30 protein-coding genes, 2 pseudogenes and 1 riboswitch are annotated in these 22,872 nt (G+C 34.5%); of the genes and pseudogenes, 8 read left to right on the forward strand and 24 right to left on the reverse strand.

The features are described 5' to 3' along the window. Positions 1–51 precede the first annotated feature (51 nt). Complete coding sequence (gene dltC / locus ACZ76X_RS07605) at positions 52–291, forward strand: D-alanine--poly(phosphoribitol) ligase subunit DltC (RefSeq protein WP_000807310.1); 240 nt, start codon at positions 52–54, stop codon at positions 289–291. Further along, entirely contained in the window at positions 288–1,463 is a 1,176-nt protein-coding gene (gene dltD, locus ACZ76X_RS07610) for a D-alanyl-lipoteichoic acid biosynthesis protein DltD (protein ID WP_479850082.1), read from the forward strand. Before dltC ends, dltD begins: the two co-directional genes overlap by 4 nt. A gap of 17 nt (positions 1,464–1,480) precedes the next feature. Here the strand turns inward: dltD and ACZ76X_RS07615 are convergent, their stop codons facing one another. Next, a complete protein-coding gene (locus ACZ76X_RS07615; protein WP_479850083.1) occupies positions 1,481–2,575 on the reverse strand; it encodes an NAD(P)H-dependent flavin oxidoreductase in 1,095 nt (364 codons plus the stop codon). A 115-nt stretch (positions 2,576–2,690) separates the two neighbouring features. Here ACZ76X_RS07615 and ACZ76X_RS07620 point away from each other — a divergent pair, with 115 nt between their 5' ends. After that, positions 2,691–3,611 (forward strand): S66 peptidase family protein, encoded by a 921-nt coding sequence (locus ACZ76X_RS07620; protein WP_479850084.1) that lies wholly within the window; start codon positions 2,691–2,693, stop codon positions 3,609–3,611. A gap of 28 nt (positions 3,612–3,639) precedes the next feature. On the opposite strand, the gene ACZ76X_RS07625 is transcribed toward ACZ76X_RS07620, so the two are convergent. The 3 genes from ACZ76X_RS07625 to ACZ76X_RS07635 all read right to left on the reverse strand — a co-directional run bounded on the left by ACZ76X_RS07625 (position 3,640) and on the right by ACZ76X_RS07635 (position 5,163). Then, positions 3,640–4,038, reverse strand: coding sequence for an SseB family protein (locus ACZ76X_RS07625; RefSeq protein WP_098669903.1), 399 nt, complete (start codon positions 4,036–4,038; stop codon positions 3,640–3,642). An 86-nt stretch (positions 4,039–4,124) separates the two neighbouring features. Beyond that, positions 4,125–4,679 (reverse strand): cysteine hydrolase family protein, encoded by a 555-nt coding sequence (locus ACZ76X_RS07630; RefSeq protein ID WP_479850436.1) that lies wholly within the window; start codon positions 4,677–4,679, stop codon positions 4,125–4,127. Continuing rightward, entirely contained in the window at positions 4,648–5,163 is a 516-nt protein-coding gene (locus ACZ76X_RS07635) for a carboxymuconolactone decarboxylase family protein (protein ID WP_479850085.1), read from the reverse strand. Before ACZ76X_RS07635 ends, ACZ76X_RS07630 begins: the two co-directional genes overlap by 32 nt. A 63-nt stretch (positions 5,164–5,226) precedes the next feature. On the opposite strand from ACZ76X_RS07635, the gene ACZ76X_RS07640 reads away from it, so the two are divergent. Continuing rightward, positions 5,227–5,679, forward strand: a complete 453-nt coding sequence (locus tag ACZ76X_RS07640) for an Lrp/AsnC family transcriptional regulator (RefSeq protein WP_001175498.1) — start codon at positions 5,227–5,229, stop codon at positions 5,677–5,679. A 100-nt stretch (positions 5,680–5,779) separates the two neighbouring features. Further along, positions 5,780–5,962, forward strand: a complete 183-nt coding sequence (locus ACZ76X_RS07645; RefSeq protein WP_000707111.1) for a DUF3913 family protein — start codon at positions 5,780–5,782, stop codon at positions 5,960–5,962. Between the two features lie 29 nt (positions 5,963–5,991). Here the strand turns inward: ACZ76X_RS07645 and ACZ76X_RS07650 are convergent, their stop codons facing one another. The 13 genes and pseudogenes from ACZ76X_RS07650 to ACZ76X_RS07710 form a co-directional block, all read right to left on the reverse strand. Then, positions 5,992–7,005 (reverse strand): CPBP family glutamic-type intramembrane protease, encoded by a 1,014-nt coding sequence (locus tag ACZ76X_RS07650; RefSeq protein WP_479850086.1) that lies wholly within the window; start codon positions 7,003–7,005, stop codon positions 5,992–5,994. Between the two features lie 195 nt (positions 7,006–7,200). Then, positions 7,201–7,977 carry an ABC transporter permease gene (locus ACZ76X_RS07655; protein ID WP_479850087.1) on the reverse strand — a complete coding sequence of 259 codons (777 nt, stop codon included), beginning with the start codon at positions 7,975–7,977 and terminating at the stop codon, positions 7,201–7,203. Further along, positions 7,977–8,879 (reverse strand): ABC transporter ATP-binding protein, encoded by a 903-nt coding sequence (locus ACZ76X_RS07660; RefSeq protein ID WP_479850088.1) that lies wholly within the window; start codon positions 8,877–8,879, stop codon positions 7,977–7,979. Before ACZ76X_RS07660 ends, ACZ76X_RS07655 begins: the two co-directional genes overlap by 1 nt. 14 nt (positions 8,880–8,893) lie before the next feature. After that, the gene (locus ACZ76X_RS07665) at positions 8,894–9,688 is read right to left on the reverse strand and encodes an ABC transporter permease (RefSeq protein ID WP_479850089.1); all 795 of its coding nucleotides are present in this window, start codon (positions 9,686–9,688) and stop codon (positions 8,894–8,896) included. After that, positions 9,685–10,383, reverse strand: coding sequence for an ABC transporter ATP-binding protein (locus ACZ76X_RS07670; RefSeq protein ID WP_479850090.1), 699 nt, complete (start codon positions 10,381–10,383; stop codon positions 9,685–9,687). The genes ACZ76X_RS07665 and ACZ76X_RS07670 overlap by 4 nt, the downstream gene beginning before the upstream one ends. Then, positions 10,380–10,760, reverse strand: a complete 381-nt coding sequence (locus ACZ76X_RS07675; protein WP_000687513.1) for a GntR family transcriptional regulator — start codon at positions 10,758–10,760, stop codon at positions 10,380–10,382. The genes ACZ76X_RS07670 and ACZ76X_RS07675 overlap by 4 nt, the downstream gene beginning before the upstream one ends. 217 nt (positions 10,761–10,977) lie before the next feature. Then, positions 10,978–11,946 carry a class 1b ribonucleoside-diphosphate reductase subunit beta gene (nrdF, locus tag ACZ76X_RS07680; protein ID WP_048526819.1) on the reverse strand — a complete coding sequence of 323 codons (969 nt, stop codon included), beginning with the start codon at positions 11,944–11,946 and terminating at the stop codon, positions 10,978–10,980. 94 nt (positions 11,947–12,040) lie between these two features. Beyond that, positions 12,041–12,991: a ribonucleotide reductase large subunit gene (locus tag ACZ76X_RS07685; RefSeq protein WP_074543497.1), complete on the reverse strand. Its 951-nt coding sequence runs from the start codon at positions 12,989–12,991 to the stop codon at positions 12,041–12,043. 182 nt (positions 12,992–13,173) lie between these two features. Further along, positions 13,174–13,938: pseudogene (locus ACZ76X_RS07690) on the reverse strand (NUMOD1 domain-containing DNA-binding protein); the annotation flags it as partial. A 141-nt stretch (positions 13,939–14,079) separates the two neighbouring features. Next, positions 14,080–15,207, reverse strand: a pseudogene (locus ACZ76X_RS07695) (ribonucleotide reductase N-terminal alpha domain-containing protein); the annotation flags it as partial. Further along, positions 15,194–15,553: a class Ib ribonucleoside-diphosphate reductase assembly flavoprotein NrdI gene (gene nrdI, locus ACZ76X_RS07700; RefSeq protein WP_000959450.1), complete on the reverse strand. Its 360-nt coding sequence runs from the start codon at positions 15,551–15,553 to the stop codon at positions 15,194–15,196. The pseudogene ACZ76X_RS07695 and the gene nrdI, both read right to left, overlap by 14 nt. Positions 15,554–16,029: 476 nt before the next feature. Further along, on the reverse strand, positions 16,030–16,347 hold the full coding sequence (locus tag ACZ76X_RS07705; RefSeq protein ID WP_479850091.1) for a hypothetical protein: 318 nt from the start codon (positions 16,345–16,347) through the stop codon (positions 16,030–16,032). Between the two features lie 25 nt (positions 16,348–16,372). Beyond that, the gene (locus tag ACZ76X_RS07710) at positions 16,373–16,567 is read right to left on the reverse strand and encodes an abortive phage infection protein (RefSeq protein ID WP_071758925.1); all 195 of its coding nucleotides are present in this window, start codon (positions 16,565–16,567) and stop codon (positions 16,373–16,375) included. A 245-nt stretch (positions 16,568–16,812) separates the two neighbouring features. Here ACZ76X_RS07710 and ACZ76X_RS07715 point away from each other — a divergent pair, with 245 nt between their 5' ends. Further along, the gene (locus ACZ76X_RS07715) at positions 16,813–17,391 is read left to right on the forward strand and encodes a GNAT family N-acetyltransferase (RefSeq protein WP_098669894.1); all 579 of its coding nucleotides are present in this window, start codon (positions 16,813–16,815) and stop codon (positions 17,389–17,391) included. Positions 17,392–17,425: 34 nt separating this feature from the next. On the opposite strand, the gene ACZ76X_RS07720 is transcribed toward ACZ76X_RS07715, so the two are convergent. Together ACZ76X_RS07720 and ACZ76X_RS07725 are read right to left on the reverse strand one after the other, a co-directional pair. After that, complete coding sequence (locus ACZ76X_RS07720; RefSeq protein ID WP_479850092.1) at positions 17,426–18,028, reverse strand: histidine phosphatase family protein; 603 nt, start codon at positions 18,026–18,028, stop codon at positions 17,426–17,428. An 87-nt stretch (positions 18,029–18,115) separates the two neighbouring features. Continuing rightward, positions 18,116–18,298 (reverse strand): hypothetical protein, encoded by a 183-nt coding sequence (locus tag ACZ76X_RS07725; protein WP_306185219.1) that lies wholly within the window; start codon positions 18,296–18,298, stop codon positions 18,116–18,118. Positions 18,299–18,532: 234 nt separating this feature from the next. On the opposite strand from ACZ76X_RS07725, the gene ACZ76X_RS07730 reads away from it, so the two are divergent. Then, a complete protein-coding gene (locus tag ACZ76X_RS07730; protein ID WP_001165081.1) occupies positions 18,533–18,718 on the forward strand; it encodes a YkvS family protein in 186 nt (61 codons plus the stop codon). Between the two features lie 55 nt (positions 18,719–18,773). Here ACZ76X_RS07730 and queF read toward each other — a convergent pair whose 3' ends face one another. The 4 genes from queF to queC are packed head-to-tail and all read right to left on the reverse strand — an operon-like array spanning position 18,774 to position 21,152. Next, complete coding sequence (gene queF, locus ACZ76X_RS07735; RefSeq protein WP_000918895.1) at positions 18,774–19,271, reverse strand: preQ(1) synthase; 498 nt, start codon at positions 19,269–19,271, stop codon at positions 18,774–18,776. 18 nt (positions 19,272–19,289) lie between these two features. Continuing rightward, positions 19,290–20,006 (reverse strand): 7-carboxy-7-deazaguanine synthase QueE, encoded by a 717-nt coding sequence (gene queE, locus ACZ76X_RS07740; RefSeq protein WP_479850093.1) that lies wholly within the window; start codon positions 20,004–20,006, stop codon positions 19,290–19,292. Next, positions 19,999–20,490, reverse strand: a complete 492-nt coding sequence (queD, locus tag ACZ76X_RS07745; protein ID WP_479850094.1) for a 6-carboxytetrahydropterin synthase QueD — start codon at positions 20,488–20,490, stop codon at positions 19,999–20,001. Before queD ends, queE begins: the two co-directional genes overlap by 8 nt. After that, the gene (queC, locus tag ACZ76X_RS07750; protein ID WP_000711596.1) at positions 20,490–21,152 is read right to left on the reverse strand and encodes a 7-cyano-7-deazaguanine synthase QueC; all 663 of its coding nucleotides are present in this window, start codon (positions 21,150–21,152) and stop codon (positions 20,490–20,492) included. The genes queD and queC overlap by 1 nt, the downstream gene beginning before the upstream one ends. Before the next feature lie 93 nt (positions 21,153–21,245). After that, positions 21,246–21,289, reverse strand: a riboswitch (PreQ1 riboswitch). A gap of 207 nt (positions 21,290–21,496) precedes the next feature. Between queC and kinB the strand changes: the two genes are divergently transcribed. Then, positions 21,497–22,705, forward strand: a complete 1,209-nt coding sequence (gene kinB, locus ACZ76X_RS07755) for a sporulation sensor histidine kinase KinB (RefSeq protein WP_479850095.1) — start codon at positions 21,497–21,499, stop codon at positions 22,703–22,705. Between the two features lie 11 nt (positions 22,706–22,716). On the opposite strand, the gene ACZ76X_RS07760 is transcribed toward kinB, so the two are convergent. After that, positions 22,717–22,833 (reverse strand): DUF6254 family protein, encoded by a 117-nt coding sequence (locus ACZ76X_RS07760; RefSeq protein ID WP_000038254.1) that lies wholly within the window; start codon positions 22,831–22,833, stop codon positions 22,717–22,719. Positions 22,834–22,872 lie beyond the last annotated feature (39 nt).

A 22,872-nucleotide genomic window follows, 5' to 3' on the forward strand; every position in this document is an offset into this window, starting at 1 on the left:
AATAAGAAGTTGCACATATAATATATTTCGGATATAAAGGAGATTTTAAAAATGGCAGAATTCAAAGAGCAAGTATTAGATATTTTAGAAGAAGTATGTGAAAACGATATTGTGAAAGAAAACTTAGATGTTCAATTATTTGAAGAAGGTATTCTTGATTCTTTCGCTGTAGTATCTTTATTAGTTGAATTCCAAGAGCGTTTAGATATTGAAGTTTCTATTTCTGATTTTGACCGTGACGAGTGGGCTACTCCAAACATGGTTATTAAGAAGTTGGAAGAAATCCGATGAACAAAGCAAAATTTGGTCCGATGCTTTTAGCATTGGCCCTTTTTGCTGTATTCTTACTTATTCCAACGCGCTTCCTACTTCCACTTTTAAGTGATGAAAAAGTAGAACAAGCTGCCACTTCTTTAAAAGAAGAAAAGATTCAAAGTATGATTTTACAGCAAAAGATGTTAGCAGACTCGAAATACCTTCCGATGTATGGATCATCGGAATTCGCACGTATGGATGCTTACCATCCATCAAACTATTTCAAAGTAAAGCCTGAAGGCTTCACACCATTCCTACTTGGACGCGGTGGAACACAAGATCTTGTACATGTATTAAACTTTGCATCTACAATGGATCAATTGAAGGATAAGAAAATGGTATTTGTTCTTTCTCCACAATGGTTTGTGCCACAAGGTATTGATGAAACACACTTTGCACCTAACTTTTCAAAACAACAAGGTTACCACTTCATTTTCAACGATGATGTAAAACCTGAAATGAAAAAGCAAATTGCAAAACGTTTATTAAACTTTGAGATTGTTAAGAAAGAAACTTTACTTAAAATTTCGCTTGAAGGTATCGTTTACGATGATACAAAGCATAAAGTAAAAGCACTTGCTGCTAAACCTTTCGCTTATATTTATCGTAACATTTTAGATCGCAAAGATTTATTTACAGCAATGCTTGATATTAAACCGCATAAAGAAAAACTTGACCCTTCATTAAAACAAATGAACTGGGATGAAGCTCGTAAACATGCAGATCAAACAGGTGCAGCGGAATCTGGATCTAACGAATATGGTATCGAAGATGCTTACTTCAACAGCAAAATCAAGAAGAAATTAAAGCAACGTGAAGGCTACTTAAAAAATGATGCTTATGATCAATCGCCAGAATATGAAGATTTACAAATTGTACTTGATTTATTAAAACAATCTGGTGCAAAACCACTCTTCATTTCTGTTCCTGTAAAAGGTCCTTGGTACGATTACGCTGGCTTCCCGAAAGAACGCCGAGAATTGTACTATAAGAAAGTTCATGAGCAAATTGAGAAAGCTGGCTATCCAATTGCCGACTTCTCAAATCATGAGTATGATAAATACTTCTTAAAAGATCACATGCACTTAGGTTGGAAAGGCTGGGTTTATATCGATGAAGCCATCCAACAATTTTATAAAGCAAACTAAAGAAAAGACCGCTTGAATTATTCAAGTGGTCTTTTTCTATATACATTTTGCAATTGTTCGATTACGTTATCTGCTTCTTTCATCACTCGCTCCACTACATGCTGAGCTGATTCTATTCGTGCAAATGATGACGCTTGTCCTGCCCAAAGCGACATATATTCTCCTTTATTACGTTTTGCTGCTTCTTGGCGTATTTTAGAGGTTAATACATTTTGCACTGGATACATCGGAAGCCCTTCTTCTTTCCCTTCATGCTTCTCTATAAATTCATTACGAATACCCCGTGCATATTTCCCGGAAAACGCACGAGTCACAGTTGTACTTGTATCTGTACTACGTAAAACCGCTTGTTTATATACATCATGCGTAATACTTTCTTCACTCGTTAAAAAGGCTGATCCCATTTGAACAGCTTCTGCCCCCAGTGTAAATGCCGCAACAAGCCCTTGTCCGTTCATTACACCACCTGCTGCAACAATCGGGATGTGAGGGACAGCTGCTACTAACTGCGGAATTAATGCGAACGTCCCAATCATAGCGTCCTGTTCTTTCCCGATAAATGTTCCTCTATGCCCCCCTGCCTCGCTACCTTGACCGACAATAATGTCTACTCCTAATTCAGCAAGTACTTTCGCCTCTGCCACATGAGTAGCTGTTCCGATGACTTTAATTCCTCTTCTTTTCAATTCATCTATTTCTTCTTTTTCTAACGTTTGAAATGCAAAGCTAACGACTGGCACGTTTTCTTCTACCAACACTTGTAATTGTTCTTTATAACTTTTTGGAAGCTTTAACTGCTCTCCTTCCTCTATACCGAATTCTCTATTCACTCCGCTAAGTAATCCCTTCGCCAAGTTTATCTTCTCTTCTTCTATTTGTATCTCTTTCGTTAACAGTAAATTCACACCGAAAGGCTTATCCGTTTGTTGCCTTATTTTATAAATTGCATCACGAATTTGTTCAGGGCTCATATAGCCCGCTCCAAGCGTTCCTAATCCTCCGCTATTACTTACAGCTGCAACAAGCTCAGGCGTCGTAATTGCACCTGCCATACCCGCTTGAATGATTGGATACTTAATTTGTAATGTATCTATAACTCGACTTGTAAACATCATTTCTCCTCCTATTCCCCTTATATCTTCTTTATTTGACAAACTTTCCCCTTCTTTTACAAGGGTTGAACTTCCTATGAAGCGAATATATTGAAAGTGAAGGAGGCTGAAAACAATGATATATCCAAATGCGTTACAACAAGGTGATACAGTAATGATTATTGCACCGTCCGGCCCACCAACAATTGAAAATGTATTAAAAGGTATAAACGTACTACAAGAAATAGGTTTATCTGTAGTAATTGGAAAGAGTGTTTATGAGAAGTACGGATATTTAGCTGGAAGTGATCAAGTTCGGCTCGATGATATACATGAAGCTTTTTCAAATCATGAAGTAAAGGCCATTTTCTGTGCACGAGGTGGTTATGGAAGTGCCCGTCTCCTCCCTCACATTCAATATGAAATCATTAGGCAACATCCTAAAATCTTTTGGGGATATAGCGATATTACAGCTTTACATACTGCCTTTTCACGTTATGCAAAGCTTGTGACATTTCATGGCCCAATGGTTGAAGAATTAGGGAAAGGTGTAGATTCTCTTTCTTTATCTTCTTTCAATCAACTATTTCATCCATATTCAACCATCTTATCTGCTTCAGAATGTATCGTACCTAGCTCTTCCCGTACAGTTACAGGTCAGTTAGTTGGCGGCAATTTAGCGGTGTTAACGAGTATCATTGGCTCCTCCTACGAGATAAATACAGCCAATAAACTTTTATTGCTTGAAGACATTGGGGAAGAACCATATCGCATTGACCGTATGTTAAATCAGCTACTTTTATCTGGAAAGTTTAATGAATGTAGTGGTGTTATTTTTACAAGTTGTCACGACTGCACTCCTTCTAAACCATCTCAATCGTTGCAAACAATACTATATGAATATTTCGCACCCTATCATATACCTGTTCTATTCGGTTTGCCGATCGGTCATATAAGCCCAAACATCGGGATTCCTCTTGGAGCTACAGCGACAATAAATACAAATAATAAAACACTCTCTATTTCCTCTGGCGTAGCCACTCCGTTTTCAAATTAAAAAAGGAAAAGCGATTCAGCTTTTCCTTTTATTTATAATAATTAAAAATTCGTCCAGATGCGATATCTGCAATTTCTTCTGGAATAAATGTTTTACTTATATCAGTACCGACATTTAATACTGCTGTGGCATCTTTCTCAATGCTACTAAATAATTCTTTCCCACGTATCGTAATAAGGGGTGTTCCTTCTGGCAACACGTCTTTTACAAATTCCATTTGTGTAAAGAACGGAACGATCCATCTACCCTCTCCTTGGAAATGACGCAAGCGAAGTGTTCCTTCTGTTGCCCCTTCCTCTGCTTCTAGTGAGCCAGCAACATAAAACTCAGTAGATAAGAGCAATTCATAAAATTCCTTTTGCTTTTGTTTGTTATCCCCTGCTACAACAAGTACTTCTTCTATTCTCTTTACCGGAACTTGCTCCATATGATACCACCCCTATTTTCAAAATGATTGTACTTAGATTATACGAAATATTCTTATTTTTTTCTACATAATTCGCAATTATTTTCTTAAAATAATTTTAATACTTCTTTTGTCGTCACAATCGTAGCAAACTCTTCATGTAAATTTACAAGTGTCATATTGTGAATATCTTCTGCACTATACTCTTTACCATCTAGACCTTTACGATTAAAAGTAGCCGTTGCATCACTCACTAAATATGTTGTAAATCCAAAATTTCCTGCCATTCGTGTCGTAGTCTCCACACAATGATTTGTCGTTAACCCTACAATCACTACTGCATTACATTTGTTTTCTCTTAATTGCTCTTCTAAATTTGTTCCAATAAACGCGCTGTTAACGGCTTTCTGAATAACCACTTCACCTGACAGTGGTTTCACTTCTTCTTTAAAGTTGACCGTTTCTGCTCCCTCATAAAACATCGAATGATCATTTTCTTTATTTACATGTTGAATATGAAAAACTGGTCGTTTCCTTTTTCTCCATTCTGCTAACAAAATTCTCATATTTTCTTCAGCAAAAGGATTATTTCTCTCACCCCAGTATGGTAATTGAAACGCCTTTTGTACATCAATTATGATAAGTGCTATTTGATTCATTATCATTTTCTCCTTCATTTGGCTGTAATTGAAATAGAAAACCAAGTTGTTGCGACGCAGTCATAAAACAAATATAAGCGCAAAGCTCTACAATTTCTTTTTCCGTCCAATATTGTTTCAATACATGGAACATATTATCATCTATCGCCTTTTTGTCATGAACAAATGTATGCGCAAAAGTAACTGCTACCCCAATTTCTTCTACCTTTTGCATATCATCAGGCCTTCCCTTTGCCATACAGTACGGACATTCATTCCCGTAAGCTAATGTTCTTCTTACTTGCTCTTTCAGCTCTACCGAGAGAGTTCCTTTACTATACAATGTATTCTCTACCATACTCCATGAATGTAATAACTCTGGATTATGCCCTAATAACTTTTGAAACTTTGTATCTCCTACATTTGATAATGAAATTCTCTCCATCATTTCCCCTCCTATTTCCTTCTGTTTTATTGTAAAATAAATAAAGTTCACTTTACATTTCATATGAATCTTAATTTATATTTTTCCTTTACAAAAATCATTATTTTACTGGAGGTATATTTACAAATGCAACTAGACCGTGTGGATCGAAAAATTTTAAATGAATTATATAATGATAGTCGCCTTTCCATGCGTGAACTGGCGAAACGAGTAAACTTATCTGCTCCGTCTACTGCAGAACGTGTTCGTAAACTCGAAAGTGAAGGCGTGATCCAAAAGTACACAATCGATATCGATTATAAAAAAGCAGGACTTGTTTTAGATTGTATTTTAGAAATCACTTTAAAAAATGGGGACACAACACGTATGCAACAATTTATTCAGTCCTATCCATCTGCAAGTTTTTGTTACCGAGTAACAGGAAGCTTATGCTACATTGTAAAAATTTCTGTTCCTTCACTCGTTGAACTTGAAGAATTTATCAATGATGTTTCCTCATATGCAACGACTGTTTCTCATATCGTATTATCAGAAGTATCTCTTACTCCTGATATTGAACATATCTTCCCAGAAGATTAATTAATTTTTATTCATAAAATATAAAAAAACCCCTTACAATAAGAATAAAAATAATATATTATGTATTAAAATACATAAAGTTCGAGAAAGGGGCTTTACATTGAAAATCTGGTTTTATGAAAAAACGGCACAATTAGATGGCTTGCTTGGCATTTGGGATAATGTTCCGACTATCCCTCGAATTGGTGAAAAAGTTGAGATTTTAAAAACAGTCCGCACTGTTACAGATATTAAATATGTAAAGAACGGTAATAATTTTCGTGTAGAAATTATTACAAATTAAAAAGTAGCTCTTAAGGAGCTACTTTTTAATTATCTATCATGTGCTTTCTTTATTACAATTTTATCCTCTTCTACAGATACTGTTACATAATCATTTTCTTCTAACCGAAGCTTATTCACAGCCTCATCTGGTAGCTCTACAGCCATCAGTCTATCTGTTACGAACACTTGACTATACTCTTCATTTTCTTGTAATGCACTCACTACTTTTTCCTCATTTATAAAGCGCACTGGTGGCACACCCACTTCTTTTACTGTACGCCATTGTTTCCAAACGTAAGGAATTAACCAAAGTAATCCAACAACTGTAAGACCGATACCGATCCATACATTACTTTGCGCTTGTAATTCAGGAATTGAAATGGCACTATCCTCTTCTCCACCGACAAATTGCATACTTGTTGCAATGAAATTATTTAGAGCGTGCACAGCGATATTCGTCCATATATTTTGTGTCTTTATGTATAAAAGACACATAACAACACCAAACATGAACGCACCAATAACATCAAAATGTCCTAAGCCAAAAATAATGGAAGATATAATGACAGCTTTTTTAATCCCCCATTTATAAGCCATTCGCTGTAAAAGGAAACCTCTAAAAATAACCTCTTCCATAATCGGTGCTAATACACATGCTGAAATGAAAGTAAATATCGTCATAAATACGTTACTCGTGTTAATAACATTTCCGTCTTCTAACATAGTAACTAAGAAATTCGGTAACGTGTGTGCTAATATGTAAAATTGAATATGAGATATACCAACTGAAAAAATCATTCCCATTATCGTTGCTAATACAATTAATCCCCACGGTAAACGTCCTGGCTTATCAAAAAAACTATTAAATACAACATTATTTTTATTTGTTTTTATGTATAACCAAAATAGCGGAAATACAAAAAACACAGTTATTTGTGAAATAACCTCCATCGTATTCTCAGAAACATTGGCTAGACTTAATGGGATCATCGTAAGGAACAATCCTATAATCATCCATCCAAAAAAGCTACGTAGTCTTATACGTGAAAATGCATAGTGCACATAGAACACCTCCAAAGGTAGTAAAAGTAAATGGTGTGATAACTAAATTATAATATGAATATAGTTGAAGTTCTTCCTATTTTTCTCAAATACTTTCGAACAATATATATAGTAATCATTCTTTTCTTCCAGTTGAAATATACAAGAAAGTTATGTAATAAAAATCCCCGTTTTTACAAGCGGGGATTTCTTTTATTATAATACGTCACGTTTTTGGAATAATGCACCTGATGCTACAAGTAATACAACAAAGTATGCAGCTATAAGTAATAATGAAGTTGTAAATGTAAATTCTGTAAATGTAGGTTCTACTCCGCCGCTAATTAATTTATTACTGTCGTAAGCTCTTAAATCCAAATGGAAGAATACTACAAACTTCGCTACACCTTTTGCAAACATCATTAGTGCCATATTAATTGCTCCTTGTAAAAAGAAGAAGAACATCGTGATAATTAATGGTAATACAGATTTTCTAAATACGTTTGCTAAGAAAAATGCAAGCGTCGCAAAGAAGAACGGTGAAAGTACTTGATATAAAGTAGATTTCATTACGATTCCTACCGTTAATTCTGTTTTGCTACCATCCATTACAATTCCGCCAATAATCATAGCAATTAACGTACTAGCAAATACGATAAATACCATAGTAAGTAACACTGTAATATATTTAGAAAATAAAACTGTCATTCGTTTTCTTGGACGAATTAATAATTGCTTAATTGTACCTTTTTGGAACTCATCTGTAATCATACGAGAAGCAATCGTAATTCCAAATATCGTCGCAAACAAAGTAATTAAACCAATCTCTGAACTTGCAAAATCTAAATATGATCCTTTAAATTCACTTCCGTCTCCCCATTTCAGCATCACTAAAACTCCCAAAATCTCCAATACTGCAATAACACCAATTAAAATATACATTCCCTTTTTCGCATGCAGCTTTAAAAATTCATTTTGAATTAATTTAAACATTACGCTTTCACTCCCCCTGTAATCGCTAAGAACTCATCCTCTAACGTTTTATTTTGAACAGTAACTCCATATATAAGCACATCGTCATTTACTAATTTCTTTACAAGTTGTGGAATTGCTTCTTTCGTTACAGATACTACAATGACATTTCCTTGCGCCTTACCTTTCATAATTTCATTTGCTTTCTGAACTTCATCTACTTCAAACGCTACAACGACTGTCTCATCATGTTTTGCTTGTTCATGTAAGTTATATTCTTGTACAAACTCACCTTGCTTAATAATAACGACGCGATCACACATGAGTTCAATTTCACTTAATAAGTGACTTGATACGATTACAGCAATATTCTCTTCTTTCGCTAAACGTTGTAAATAATCTCGAATTTGGCGAATACCAGCTGGATCTAATCCATTTGTTGGCTCATCTAAAATTAAAATTTTCGGCTGATGAAGTAATGCCTGTGCAATTCCTAAACGTTGTTTCATACCAAGTGAATATGTTTTCACCTTTTTATGAATCGCATGCTCTAACTCAACTAGCTTTACAATTTCAGCAATGCGCTCTTTACTAATTGGTGTAATTGCCATGTTCGCAAAATGCTTTAAGTTTTGCATTCCAGTCATATAATCATATAATTCAGGATTTTCTACAATCGCTCCAATTTGCTCTAGTGCCTTTTCACGCTCCGTGCGAATACTATGACCACAAATTGTAATATCGCCCTCTGTCATTGAAATAAGACCTGTCATCATACGGATCGTTGTTGTCTTACCACTACCGTTCGGTCCAAGGAACCCGTACACTTCCCCTTCACGAACTTCAAATGATAAACCGCGAATAATTTCCGTTCCACCAATCTTTTTTCGAACATTCTCTAACTTTACTACTACGTTTCCCAATGCCGATTCCTCCTTTAGACTTCTAGTTTTTTATCGATAATGCGACCTGTTATATAAACAAGTAAAACAAATATACCGATTGAAAAAGCAATACTATATAAATTTATAAAATTTTCTGGATATAGTATAAGATTCATATCCATTGTTTCATCTATATAAACGATTTTTTTAATAAAATTAGGTATAGGCGCAAGTCGACCCAGCATTTCATATATCAGATTGATTACTTTCGTTACTAGTAAAAATAAGAAGAAAATAATTACATACTCCATTTTTTTCTTTTTCAAAGAAAATATTTTAACTCCAGCTACTATAAAAAGTAAGACTAACAATATACTTGATAAATTAAATACATATAACACGCTACTAAATAACTGCTTTACCATATCTAGTGTAAGTGTACTTTCGGTGAATAACAATTCATGGAGTTCTGTACCTTTTATTACTTTCATCGAAATACCATAGAAAAACATAGCACCTATTAATTCAAAACACATTAAGCTAATTGCTGCATATGACAATATTGCTAAAACAATTTTTTTACCAGATATCGGTGTTAACCGAAATAATTTACTTTCAGTCATTTTCCCAAAAGCAGACATCGCCTGCAGAAATACTAATACCGCAAAAATTAAATAAACTAAGAATACTAAAGCAATTGTAATCATTTGCCTTACTTCTCCTGATTCTTGTTTAATATAATTCCCCATACTTACAAAAGCGACAGCTACAATAAATATGAATGACAATAACGAAATGAAAATTTGTTTTTTATTCGCATTGTACATATATATTAAACTGGCTTTCATCTACTAAACACCTCCTTAAACAAATCCGTAACAGCTTTTGCTCGTTGGAAACGTAGTTCCTCTACATTTTCATACAATACAATTTCCCCATCTTTTAAAAAGATTACTTCATCAAAAATATTTTCAACTTCATTTATTAAATGAGTCGCGATTAGTATCGTACAATCTTCACGATAAAACTGTAAAATAAGTTCCAGTACATGTTCCCTAGAAACGAGATCAATCCCGCCAAGCGGTTCATCTAGTACGTATAACTTCGCTTTCCTTGAAAAGGTTAAAATAATTTGTAGTTTTTCAACCATACCTTTTGATAAAGCTGTAATTTTTTCTTCTAACGGTATTTTAAATTCCGTAATCGTATCTACCGCTTTTTGAATGTCGAAATCTTTATAAAAATCTCGATAGAAAAATAAAGAATCTTTTACCGTCATCCAATTATCAAATACTGGTTTATCCGACATAAAAGAAACAATTTCTTTCGTTTCCAATCCGACCTTTTTACCAGCGATTGTAATACTCCCTTCGGAAGGATGCTGCAGACCGGCAATCATTTTCAATAACGTCGTTTTTCCGCTTCCGTTATCTCCAGCGAGCCCTATAATTTTCCCTTCCGTAATCTCTATGTTTAATTCACGGATCACTGCTTTTAACCCATATCTCTTCCATAAGTTTTCTATTTTTAATAACTCTGTCATTCGCTCTCCTCCCTCTTCTCATGTAATGAAGAACGAAGGATTGTAAGAATTTCTTCTTCTGAAAAACCTAAATTGTCCATTCCATCTATAAAAGAATGAAGTAATTCTTTCGCCATCTCTTTTCGCAGCTCCATAATTTTCTCCCCTTCATTCGTTACATATCGTCCCATTCCTCTACGCGTTACAACAACTCCATCCCGTTCTAGCTCTTGAAATGTACGCTGAATCGTATTTGGATTTACTTGTAATTCACTTGCTAATTCACGTACAGAGGGAATTTTATCACCAGGCAATAAATGTCCTGTTACGATTTCTTTTTTTATGTATTCCATTACCTGAATGTAAATTGGTGTATTTGGAGAAAACTCTATTTTCATTTCTTCCCTCCTTTTGTATCGGTGTACTAGTTAAATAATACACTGATACAAAAAGATTGTAAATACCCATTTAATTACAAAAAAAGTTCTATCCATTAGCCGGATAGAACTTTCCAAACAAAAATCGTTATACAAAAATAATAGTGTTATGTAAACAAAATTATAAAGAAAAGCTGTCTTATTAATGAATAAGACAGCTTTTCTTTATAATCATATATTAAAAATTAAACACAAAGTCATCATCAGATAACTTTTCAACATTCGTTGCTTTTACATAACCATTTCCTTTTACAGAGAAGAAATCATGGTTTTTCGTATCTGTACGCAAACCATTTAAAACGATTGGGTTAATTTCTTCTTCTTCAAACTTCGGCTCAAGTCCTAAGTTCATAAGTCCTTTATTCGCATTGTAACGAACGAAACGATTTACATCCTCTACAAGACCGATAGAAGTGTAAATTTCTTCTGTGTATGCCATTTCAATTTCATATAGTTCCATTAATAACTCTTGCGTTTCTTTTTGCACTTCTTGTTGATCTTCTGCAGAAAGTTCCGCGAAGATTTGTTGTGCTAAAATACCGACGAATACGCCGTGAATTGACTCATCACGAATTATTAAGTTAATAATCTCACCACTTGCTGTTAGTTTTCCTTGACCAGCTAAGTAAAGCGGATAGAAGAATCCACTATAGAATAAGTAACTTTCTAGGAACACACTTGCTACCATTGCCATATATAACTCTTTTTTCGTTACTTCAGGCTTTAATAAACGACGATAGTAACTTGTAATAATACCAGCCTTTTTCTCAAGTAACGGATGATTATCTACCCAGTCAAAAATATCATCGATTTCTTCTTCAGTAGCTAACGTTGTGAAAATATGACTGTAACTCTTTGCATGTACTTCTTCCATAGCACCCATGAAAGCTAATACACTTTTCGCTTGTAAATTTTCAAGATGAACAAGTACAAGAGGCATCCCTTCGCCGCCTTGTTTCGTATCTAAAAGTGTTAAACCACCTAATACACGCTTATAAGCAATTTGCTCTTCTTTTGATAATTGCACCCAAGTATTTTTGTCAGAAGACACTGCGATTTCTTCTTCTGTCCAAAACTGAGCGATGTTTTGCTTCCAAAACATTAAACTAAAATCATCTTCTTTTTTGTTCCAGTTTACCGCACGCATTCAATCGCCCCTTCTCTAAATAAACATGAAAAATTAATAACTGAGCATGAGCAGGGTTCAGAAAAACCCTGCTCATCATGTCTTACTTTTTATATTAAACGGTACAAGCCACACACTCTTCCACGCTTAACTTACGTGTTCTCGTATAATACAGACTCTTTAAGCCTTTTTTATGGGCATAGATGTAGTAACGTGCTAATTCACGCGTTGAAATATCACTATTAACGTAAAGAATTGTACTAATTCCTTGGTCAATATGTTCTTGAATTTCTGCAATTAAATCAATTAATTTAAACTGATTCATATCGTAAGAAGATTTATAGTACCAGAACGTATCTTTTGATAAATACGGCATTGGATAATATGTTGTCGCATTTGCATATGTTCTTGATTCGATTTGACTTACGATTGGCATTACGCTTGAAGTTGCATTTTGAACGTAACTGATTGATTGCGTAGGAGCGATAGCAAGACGATATGAGTTGTATAAACCATTCTTCTGTACTTGCTCTTTTAAACTTGTCCAATCTTCTTTTGTTGGAATATGAATTCCTTCAAATAATTGCTGAACTTTTTCAGTTACCGGGCTATAATCTGTCGTTTCATACTTTTCAAAGTATGTGCCGTTCGCATAATCAGACTTATCAAAGTCTTTAAATGTTTCGCCTTTTTCTTTAGCGATTTCCATACTTTTCTCAATAGAGTAGTAATTTAACATCATAAAGAATGTACGAGCAAACTCTTTCGCTTCTGCACTTTCATAAGCGATTTTATTTTTTGCTAAGTATCCGTGTAAGTTCATTGCGCCAAGCCCAACTGAATGAAGCTCATCATTTGCTTTTTTCACAGTCGGTGCATTCGGAATGATTGTCATATCAGAAACAGCTGTTAAAGCTTCCATTCCCGCATGAACTGCTTCACGAATTTCTTTATTTTCCATTACGTTTACGATATTTAACGATCCTAAGTTACAGTTAATATCACGACGGATAATGTCATCTGTACCGTAATCGTTAATTTCAGAAGTTTCTTGTAGCTGGAAGATTTCTGTCTCGAATGTTCAACCGAGTTCGCTATTCCTCAGTCCGTTGCTCATGCAACTGCTGTATGTCACCATACAGGACAGACTATATCACCACCTACAGCATTACCTGGTTAGGTGCTCCGCTTTTCGAACGCCAATCGCTTGCGCTCTACTCCCATAAGGGATAGTCGTTAGGCTTTTACTTATCTTAATCTTTCAGAAAGTCTCTTATAACTAGGATGTTTCTCACTATCTAAACGTCTTATCACAGTAGGGGATGATATACCTAAGGAACTAGCTGCCTCTTTAATGCTCTCATATACTATCCCATCAACACTTAGCCTACAGGTAGGATTATTAGACTGTTTTTGAATATTGTTTTTCTCCTTAATCCTTAGCCACTCTGGAAAGTTATCACTATTCAACCGATAGTTCACAGTAGTTATTCCTAAATTTAATACTTTAGCCGCCTCTGTTTGACTTTTATAATAAACTCCTTCAACAATAACAGCTCTAGAATTTGCTTGTTTTACTGCTTCTATCATTTTGTTAGTCTTAGCTTTCCCATATTGATGATTTCCTTTTCCACTCATCTGCGTTCTTCTTATTTCACGTATTTCCTCTTTACGAGGATTGTTTGTGAAAATATCTCCGCCAATTGCAGTGAGTTTCACATTATAGAATTCTTGAGGGTTTACAGCATCAAACTTTAGGATATATTCTTCCTCTAGACTGTTTAATTCTTCTTCAGAAAAAGCTTCTACCAGTATGTGCTTTTCAAAATTTTCTCTTCCATACTTTCGGATAGCTCTTTGAAGGTATAATCCAGATCCTAGATATTCACACCAATTATTTTGTCTTTTATAAATACATTTCCCAATGTATTTCATCCCATTTAACTTATTTACTGTCATATAGATAAAACCATAAGAGACTTTCTGATTCATTTTACTTCGCCATCCTCTGTACTTTAATTCCCAAAATACATTTTACAGAAAGTGACTCATTCTAAGATAAGATTTAGCACGGTAGGTTACCTCAAATTTGAGGCTTTCCCCGTTTAACGGAGTTTTCGACTAGCATTTCTACTAGAAGGTGCTACATATTTAACACAAGTTCGACATCTTCACAGTTCCAATATCCTTCAGTGGATGTTGGTTATTTGCATTTGATTTAAACATTAAGTACGGATAACCTGACTCAAGCTGAATCATAGCAATTTTAATAAGCATATCACGCGCACTAATATCTAGCGGCTTCTTCTTCACTTTCGGATTGCTCATTAATTCATCGTACATTTCATCGATATCAATATCATCTAAATGCTTGCCATATTCTTTATACACCGTATAAGGCGCGAAAACATGGAAAGGTTCGTTTTTCTCAGCAAGCTCAAAGAACTTACTTGGAACGATAATTCCGATTGATAGAGACTGAATACGGCTCTTCTCATCGGCATTTATTTTCTTTGTATCAAGGAATTCAATTATATCCCAATGGAAAATGTTCAAGTATACAGCACCGGCCCCTTTTCGTTGGCCAAGCTGATTCGCATATGAAAACGAATCTTCAAGTAATTTCATAACAGGTACTACACCACTTGCAGCATTATCGATACCTTTAATTTGCTCACCACGTGCGCGTAGCTTAGATAAGTTTAAGGCTACTCCACCGCCGATTTTCGATAATTGCATTGCTGTATTAATGTTAAAGCCGATTGAATTTAAGCTATCGTCCATCTCTAACAAGAAACAAGACACCATTTCTCCTCTTCTGCTTCTTCCCGCATTTAAAAAGGTTGGTGTCGCTGGTTGATAGTTTTGTTTTACAATCATGCTTGCGAATTGTTTTGCCTTCGCAACATCACCGCGTCCTAAGTATAATGACACAATTGCTACACGATCTTCATAGCTTTCTAAGTATTGTTTTTGATCATTTGTTTTTAACGCATAATCTTTGTAGAACTTAGATGCTGCCATATAAGATTGGAACTCGAAGTTTTCACCATAAGCGATGTTATATACCTCTTCTACTTCCTCCAAGTTATACTCGTCCAGAACGTTGTAATAGTAATCATGTTCTTTCATATACTCCATTCGCTCTGCCACGCTATTAAAATGAACGGTATTCTCTCTAGCTTCTTCCATAAAGACTTCTAATGCCTCTTTATCTTTATGAAGCTGATAAAAACCGTCCTGCATTTGCGTGATTTCATTATTCAGTTCAATGTGTCGCAATCTCCCGCACCCTTTCCTTAAAATATTCTACATCGTTATTTGTTCCTGATAACTCAAATTTTGATACAATAGGCACTTCATATTTAGCAGAAATTTTGTCAGCACTTGCACCGAACATGTCTCCCCAGTTACGATTGCCGCTTGCAGATACGCCTTTTAATTTTTCATTATTGCGCTCTAAAAATTCTAAAACACGTTCTGGTACATTGCCAAAACCTGTTGTATACGTAATTAAAATAAAGTCTTCATCTATTACTAGATCTTCACCAATTTGAACGGCCGGCATATTTAATTTGTGAATGAAACGCTTCACGTTTCCTGTCATAGAATCATATGCAACTAACATTTCCGACCCTCCCTTTTCAATCTATACTCTCTGTATGTTGTTTCTTGATTTCTCTATATATTGTATTACGTTTCAAAATAAGACACAAGATATATGTATAAATTCTTTCTTTTTTTAACTTTTACTTTTCGACAAGACAGTCGATTTTTTTCAATACAATGACTATGAAACAACATTCTAAAACTCATGTCAATAAAGTGCTTTTCAAAAAAGTTGTCAACGAATTTAACCTTATTTTAAAAAAAGTTAACAATATATTTTGTCATAAAACGGCAAATGCTGGAGGAATATATTTCTCCAGCATCACGCAAAAAAGAACAGACATGAAACGATAATCTGTTCTAAAAAACGATTACATTTATCAGTTTTACTTTATTAAATATTATACATATACTTTCGGTTCGCGTTACATACTAAAAGATAATTATTATAGAAAAAGATTATTATTATGGAAATTCAACTTATTTATGAAAAGATTATGCACAGTGCTCAATACGCAAAATATCTTTTACAAATATATGATGCGGATTTTCATCTTTATCAATCATTGTACATACTGGAGCTTCTTCATCAAAGTATACAATCATTCCTTCTACGTACTGATATGTATGTTGAACTTGTACCGTTACTTTAATTTCTACAGCCTCTTCATATGCTCTTTTTATTTTCTGAAGCATTTTTGCCGAACACTTTCGTTTCTCTGGATACATGACCATCCCCATAAACCTATTACCGGCTCTATCTTTCCACATATAATCCCAATGCGGTAATATGCCTTGTTTAAAATCGCCCATAATTCTCCTCCCTATATTCTTCTAGTTACGAACGTGGCGTTTCTGAATATGTATAAATTACTTGTCCGCCGCGCTGTGCGTTACCAATGAAATGTTTAAAGTCTTCTCGACTTACTAAAACTTCTCTGAACGTATAAAATACATCTTTCGTAACAACATACTCCTTTATTTCACCATTTTTCAGCTGATCCAAAATTGTATTTGCTAATTCTTTATCCATGTATTTCACCTCTATGCAATATTTTATTTTATCGTATATTTTATAAGTCAACAACTGTAAAATTATCCAGGTACTATACCTTTATTTCATTTTCATTATTTTTCAAAAAAGATCTCTTTAGTATATGTCCACTAAATATCATATACTAACATAGCTACTTCTCTATATCAATCATTTCATCATTCCATTATGCAAAGTTCCATACCACTATGCTACAATATATAAATAGAACTAGGAGGGATACTATGATTCGGAAAGCAAAAAAGACAGACGCGAAGCTAGTAGCGCCTTTATTATATAACGCTCTGCACGAAATTGCTGAAAAAATTACAGGTAGCACAGTTGAGACAGAAGTATTACTAGGACTTGAAACATGGTTCTCAAAAGAGAGAAATCGACTGAGCTATGAAAACTGTTTTGTATATGAGCAAGACGGGGGGGCAGTTGGAGTTATTGTCGCTTATCACGGTAGTGAAGCAACAAAGCTTGATGAACCAATTGTACGTCACTTAAGAGAATTACATAAAGATGAATCGATTACGTTAGAAAAAGAAGCCGAGCTTGATGAATATTACATTGATACTTTATCCGTTTCAAGTGCACATGGCGGAAAAGGAATTGGTTCTAAATTAATTGAAGCTGCTGAAATCCATGCAACTGAAAAGGAGTATGAAAAAATCGCATTACTTGTTAATTTAGAAAACAAACGCGCCTATTCACTATACGAAAAACTAGGTTATAAAAAAGATCAAATCGTCATGCTTGTAGGCGAACCTTATGCACATCTCATAAAGCCATTAAACATCAAAATTTCTATATCTTAAAAAAAAGCACACGATTTATATAAATCGTGTGCTTTTATGTTAAATTCGTATTCAATACATTTCCATTCATCGCTTCGTGGAACGTATATGTTGTACATCCCCATGGCTCTCTGTGCAAAATAGGCGTACCAGACCATCCTATCGCTCTCAGTTCCGCACCAATCATTACATTCACATAATTATGACCTACAAGAGCAACACTTCCATGTACGAGAGCGTAACGGTGTAATACGTAAGCCGCTTGCTTTGCTCTCTCTCTTGCTTCCTTATAAGACTCAACATCTTTATGGTAACCAAGTATCCATACTGTTCGTCCAATAAACATCCATACGTTAGGTTTACACTTCAACCATTTTGGAGCATAAAAACTCGTCGGAATTTCAGCTTCCCTAAAAAGAGAATTTTGGATAAAAGATAAAGAATCCACTAATTCAGCTGCTGATTGTATAGCACACCTTTGATCACTTGATACAATCAATTTTGCTGCCTCAACCGCTTCTCTTGTTTCCATTGGTATAGGTGCTTTTTCTGTTATAGTATATAAGTCATATCCTTTCATCCATTCATGAAAGGATGTAACCGTCATTGGTTCTATAGTACGATTTAAGCGACCATGACGAATAAAAGAAATCTTCATTCTTTCCACTCTCCATTCATCACTTATGAACTCTATTATGTACTATTTTTTAATATCATACCACGCAAAAAAGAAAGGTGTACACCTTTACATATCCCCGCCAATCTCATGTGAAATCGAAGCATGTATCCCATCCATCCCATCAAAATATGTAGTCGTTTCATGATGACGAATCTTTTTTAAATTTATATAAGAAAATACAAATAAAGTTAATGCTATAACACTCCCCACAAATTCAAACATCATTTTACCGCCTCTAATTTCTCCCACTTTAGTAGGTTATTGTCCATTTTTATTATACCCCTATATAAAGATGTCTGCATTTAAACCTTTCTTTTTTTCTAATAACATGACATTTTTGCATATTTTCTTACAAAAAGTGAATATTTTTCGAATTTTTACTTTGGAAACATTTACAAAGTGGACAATATGGTTCAAAATAAGAGGAAATAAAAAAACCAAAATTATTCTTTTTTGGGAAAACTGTAACAAGGAGAGTTGCTTATGCAGATCGCAGAAACTGGAGATATCATTGAATTTAAAGGTGGAATGCAAGGCCGTGTTCAAAAAGTAAATCAAAACTCCGTTATTGTAGATATAACAATTATGGAAAATTTTAGAGAACTAGATATGGAACCTCTTACAGTTGTAAGTCATAAAAACTATACTGTCATTAATCAAAATGCATAATATAATAGAAAGAAAGGATCTGTATAACATACAGATCCTTTCTTTCTATTATATATTAACGATTATCAATTGTTTCTGGATATAAATCATGGTTCATCATGCGGTAGTCAGCCATTTGTTCATACTTCGTTCCTGGGCGACCGTAGTTGCAGTAAGGATCAATTGAAATCCCTCCACGTGGTGTGAATTTACCCCATACCTCAATGTAACGTGGATCCATTAATTTAATTAAGTCATTCATAATAACGTTCATGCAATCTTCGTGGAAGTCACCATGATTGCGGAAACTAAATAAATATAGCTTTAAAGATTTACTTTCTACCATTCTTTGTTCTGGAATGTAGCTAATATAAATTGTCGCAAAATCTGGTTGGCCTGTTTTCGGACATAAGCTTGTAAATTCAGGACAATTGAATTTTACAAAATAATCACGGTTTGGATGATTATTATCAAAAACCTCTAAAATTTCTGGGCTATATTCAAATAAATATTTTGTATTTTGATTTCCTAATAATGTTACATCTTTTAAATCTTCATCTAATCTTCCTGCCATTTTAAACATCCCTTCTCATTATACTCCGCGTTTATTTCCCCATACTAACGCATGAAGCTGCGGCAATACTTTTGCATTATTCATTTCTTTGCAGTTAACCGCTTTTTCAATAAGCCACTCATACTTATCTAATAGCTTTTTAATCAACATCGCATCATCCACAGTTTTTGTATCATCATTTCCTACTTGTAAGAAAAATGGTACATCTGGATAACGTTTGTGCATCTTAACTGCATACTCAAAGTCATAATCGTCAAATACTACTACCTTTAAGCTAATGTCTTTTCCTGCTAGCTTCTGAATCACATCATCTAACTTCTGAAAATCAGTATTCATCGTCGAACTCGGTGGTTTTGGAGAAATCGTTATTTCATCAATTTCAAGTAACCAATCTTGCCATTTGCTCCCTTGCGTTTCGATTGCCGTTCGCATTCCGTTCTCTTTTAATATAGAAAGAAGAAACTCAATATTTTTCAGCAATGCCGGATTTCCACCTGAAATCGTAACATGAGAAAAATTTTCGCCACCAATTTCTACAAGCTCATTCCAAACGTCTTCTGCTGTCATCTGTCTAATTTGATCTTTAGCAGATCCATCCCACGTAAAAGCAGAATCACACCAAGCGCAGCTATAATCACAACCAGCTGTACGGATAAACATCGTCTTTTGTCCTACAACCATTCCTTCACCTTGAATAGTCGGACCAAATATTTCTAAGACAGGGATTTTACTCATCGAGCATCCACTCCCGTCTTACTTCTGCATAACTAGTCGGAGTCTCAAATAGACGAACAAATTCAACACGAGCTCCTTTATATTCGTTCACACGATTATCTTTTATTAACGCTTCTGCCATCTTTTCATAAATCCAAACGACCATATTTTCAGCAGTTGTATTCATCGCTGGTAACGTTTCGTTTAAATAACGATGGTCTAAATAAATTTCTATTTCATTCTTCCAAATTTCTTTTATATCTCCAAAGTCAATTGCAAGACCTATTTCATTTACATATCCACTAATCCCAAATACCACTTTATATGTGTGACCATGTAAGTTTTTACATTTTCCTTCATAACAGTGTAAATGGTGTGCTGCATCAAAAGTAAATTCCTTGCTGACCATTACTCGTTTATTATGATATTTGAGCTGTTTACGCTGAATATCCTTGTCCATTTTTTGCAAATTTTCTACGATGCGAAATCCAAAGAAATTCTCCATTAGTTACTCGCTCCTTCGCGTTCTTGTAGGTACGTATCTAATCCTGCTTTACGAAGTTGACATGCTGGACATTCACCGCAACCATCACCAATGATTCCGTTATAACATGTTAATGTTTTTTCTCGAACAAACTCGAATGCTCCAAGTTCATCTGATAATTTCCATGTTTCCGCTTTATCAATCCACATAAGTGGTGTATGAATTACAAACGGATAATCCATAGATAAATTTAAAGTAACGTTTAACGATTTCACAAACACGTCACGGCAGTCTGGATAACCACTAAAATCAGTTTCACATACACCCGTTACAATATGACGTGCTCCAACTTGTTTTGCTAATACAGCAGCAAATGATAAGAATAGTAAATTTCGTCCATCCACAAACGTCGATGGCAATTCACCTTCTTCATGTGTAATCTCCATATCCGTTCTCGTTAACGCATTTGGAGCAAGTTGATTTAATAGACTCATATCTAGTACTGTATGTTTAATTCCTAGCTCTTTTGCAATTTCCGCTGCACAATCAATTTCTAGCTTATGACGTTGATTGTAATTAAACGTTACAGCCTCTACTTCTGCAAACTGCTCTATTGCCCAAAATAAACATGTCGTACTATCTTGTCCTCCACTAAAAACAACAACTGCCTTTTCTTTTTTCATTTCACTCATTCTCCTTCTCTACTACGAATAAGAAGAAAGAACGTTCTTGAACTGTCACAATAAAAAAACAAAACAATACCTAAAGATATTGTTGTTTCCATAGTTTTTTATAGAGGGAGTTCGCGAACCTCTCCCGCGCATTGCACGGAATTCCTTCTTTCATTGACAAAGCTTATTGTAACATATTGTATACTACCAGAAAAAATTTCTGATTTTTCCGCTATTTCTCATTTCATTTCTTTCATTTTATAGTATGATTAATTTAATATAAGAAGAGAGGAGGCATCCCCCTGAAATCCTTTATTATTTATCTCTTTCTAAATATATTATTCATCCTTGTTACAATGCTCGTATACCATTTATTTTGGAATCAAAAAGGGAAACGCTCTCCTAAATTAAATTCAGCTATATTTATTGTATTATGCTGCCTCGTTACTATACTATGTATCACTTTCGCAGCAAAAACAAATTATGGATTTCAATTTGATATGCGTCATATCGTATTAGTTGTCGGTACATTAACCGGAGGTCCTATTGCTGGTGGATCAATATTAGTTGTATTAAATATATATCGCTTCTTATTAGGAGGAATAGGTGTTTTCCCATCGCTTATCGGTTCTATCCTTCTATTTATTGTTCTACTATTTACATACAAATTTTTCAATCGAACTTCTAATCGTATAAAAATAATACTCGCTATTATCTACAGTCTGACATACGGATTTAGTTGGATACCTTTCTTCCTTTCAAAGGTTACAAATAAGACTGATTATATACCACATATTGTTGTGTATGAGTTATGTACGATACTTGGTACGATTCTTATTTTATATTTACTACACATATTACAAACTCAAATTCGTCTCCAAAACGAACTTATGAATGCTGAAAAATTTCATTTAATTGGTGAAATGGCAGCATCTATCTCTCATGAAATTCGCAATCCATTAACTTCAACAAAAGGATTTTTACAACTTTTACAATCAGATACATGCACTGAGCAAGAGCGAAAATTATATATCGACATAGCCATCAACGGAATCGAACAAGCAAATCACGTTCTTACAGATTATTTAACCTTTGCAAAACCAAGTATTGAAAAAGAACAAACATTACAGTTAGAAGAAGAACTACTGCATGCATTATCGTTAATTACACCGCTTGCTAATTTAACAAATGTGCGTACACATTATATAAAGCAAAGCACTTCTTTTTTTATCGCGGGAGAAAAACAAAAACTAAATCAATGTTTGTTAAATATTTTAAAAAACTGCATTGAGGCCATGCCAAAAGGCGGTGATCTTTATTTCACATTAGTTCCTGATCATAAGCATATTCAATTATATATAAAAGATACAGGAGTTGGCATGGATCAAGAACAAGTAAAACGCCTTGGATCCCCTTTCTATTCAACAAAAGAAAAAGGTACTGGTCTTGGAATGATGGTCGTATTCAGTGTTGTGCAAGCTATGAACGGAAAAATTGATATTATAAGTGAAAAAGGTACAGGTACAACTTTCTTATTAACTTTTCCACTCATACAAAAAACGTGATGAAATACTCATCACGTTTTTTCTGTTCCTTCAACTAATTCAGCAAAAGCTTTCACTTTTCCATGTGGTTTTTGATTTTCTTTACGTGCTTTCCAAGCGCGCTCTTCTTCTTTCTTTTTCTTGGACATACTTTTCAACTCCTTCTTTTCTTTCTCTCTGTAGTATTC

This window comes from Bacillus sp. BC05(2025), assembly GCF_056725905.1.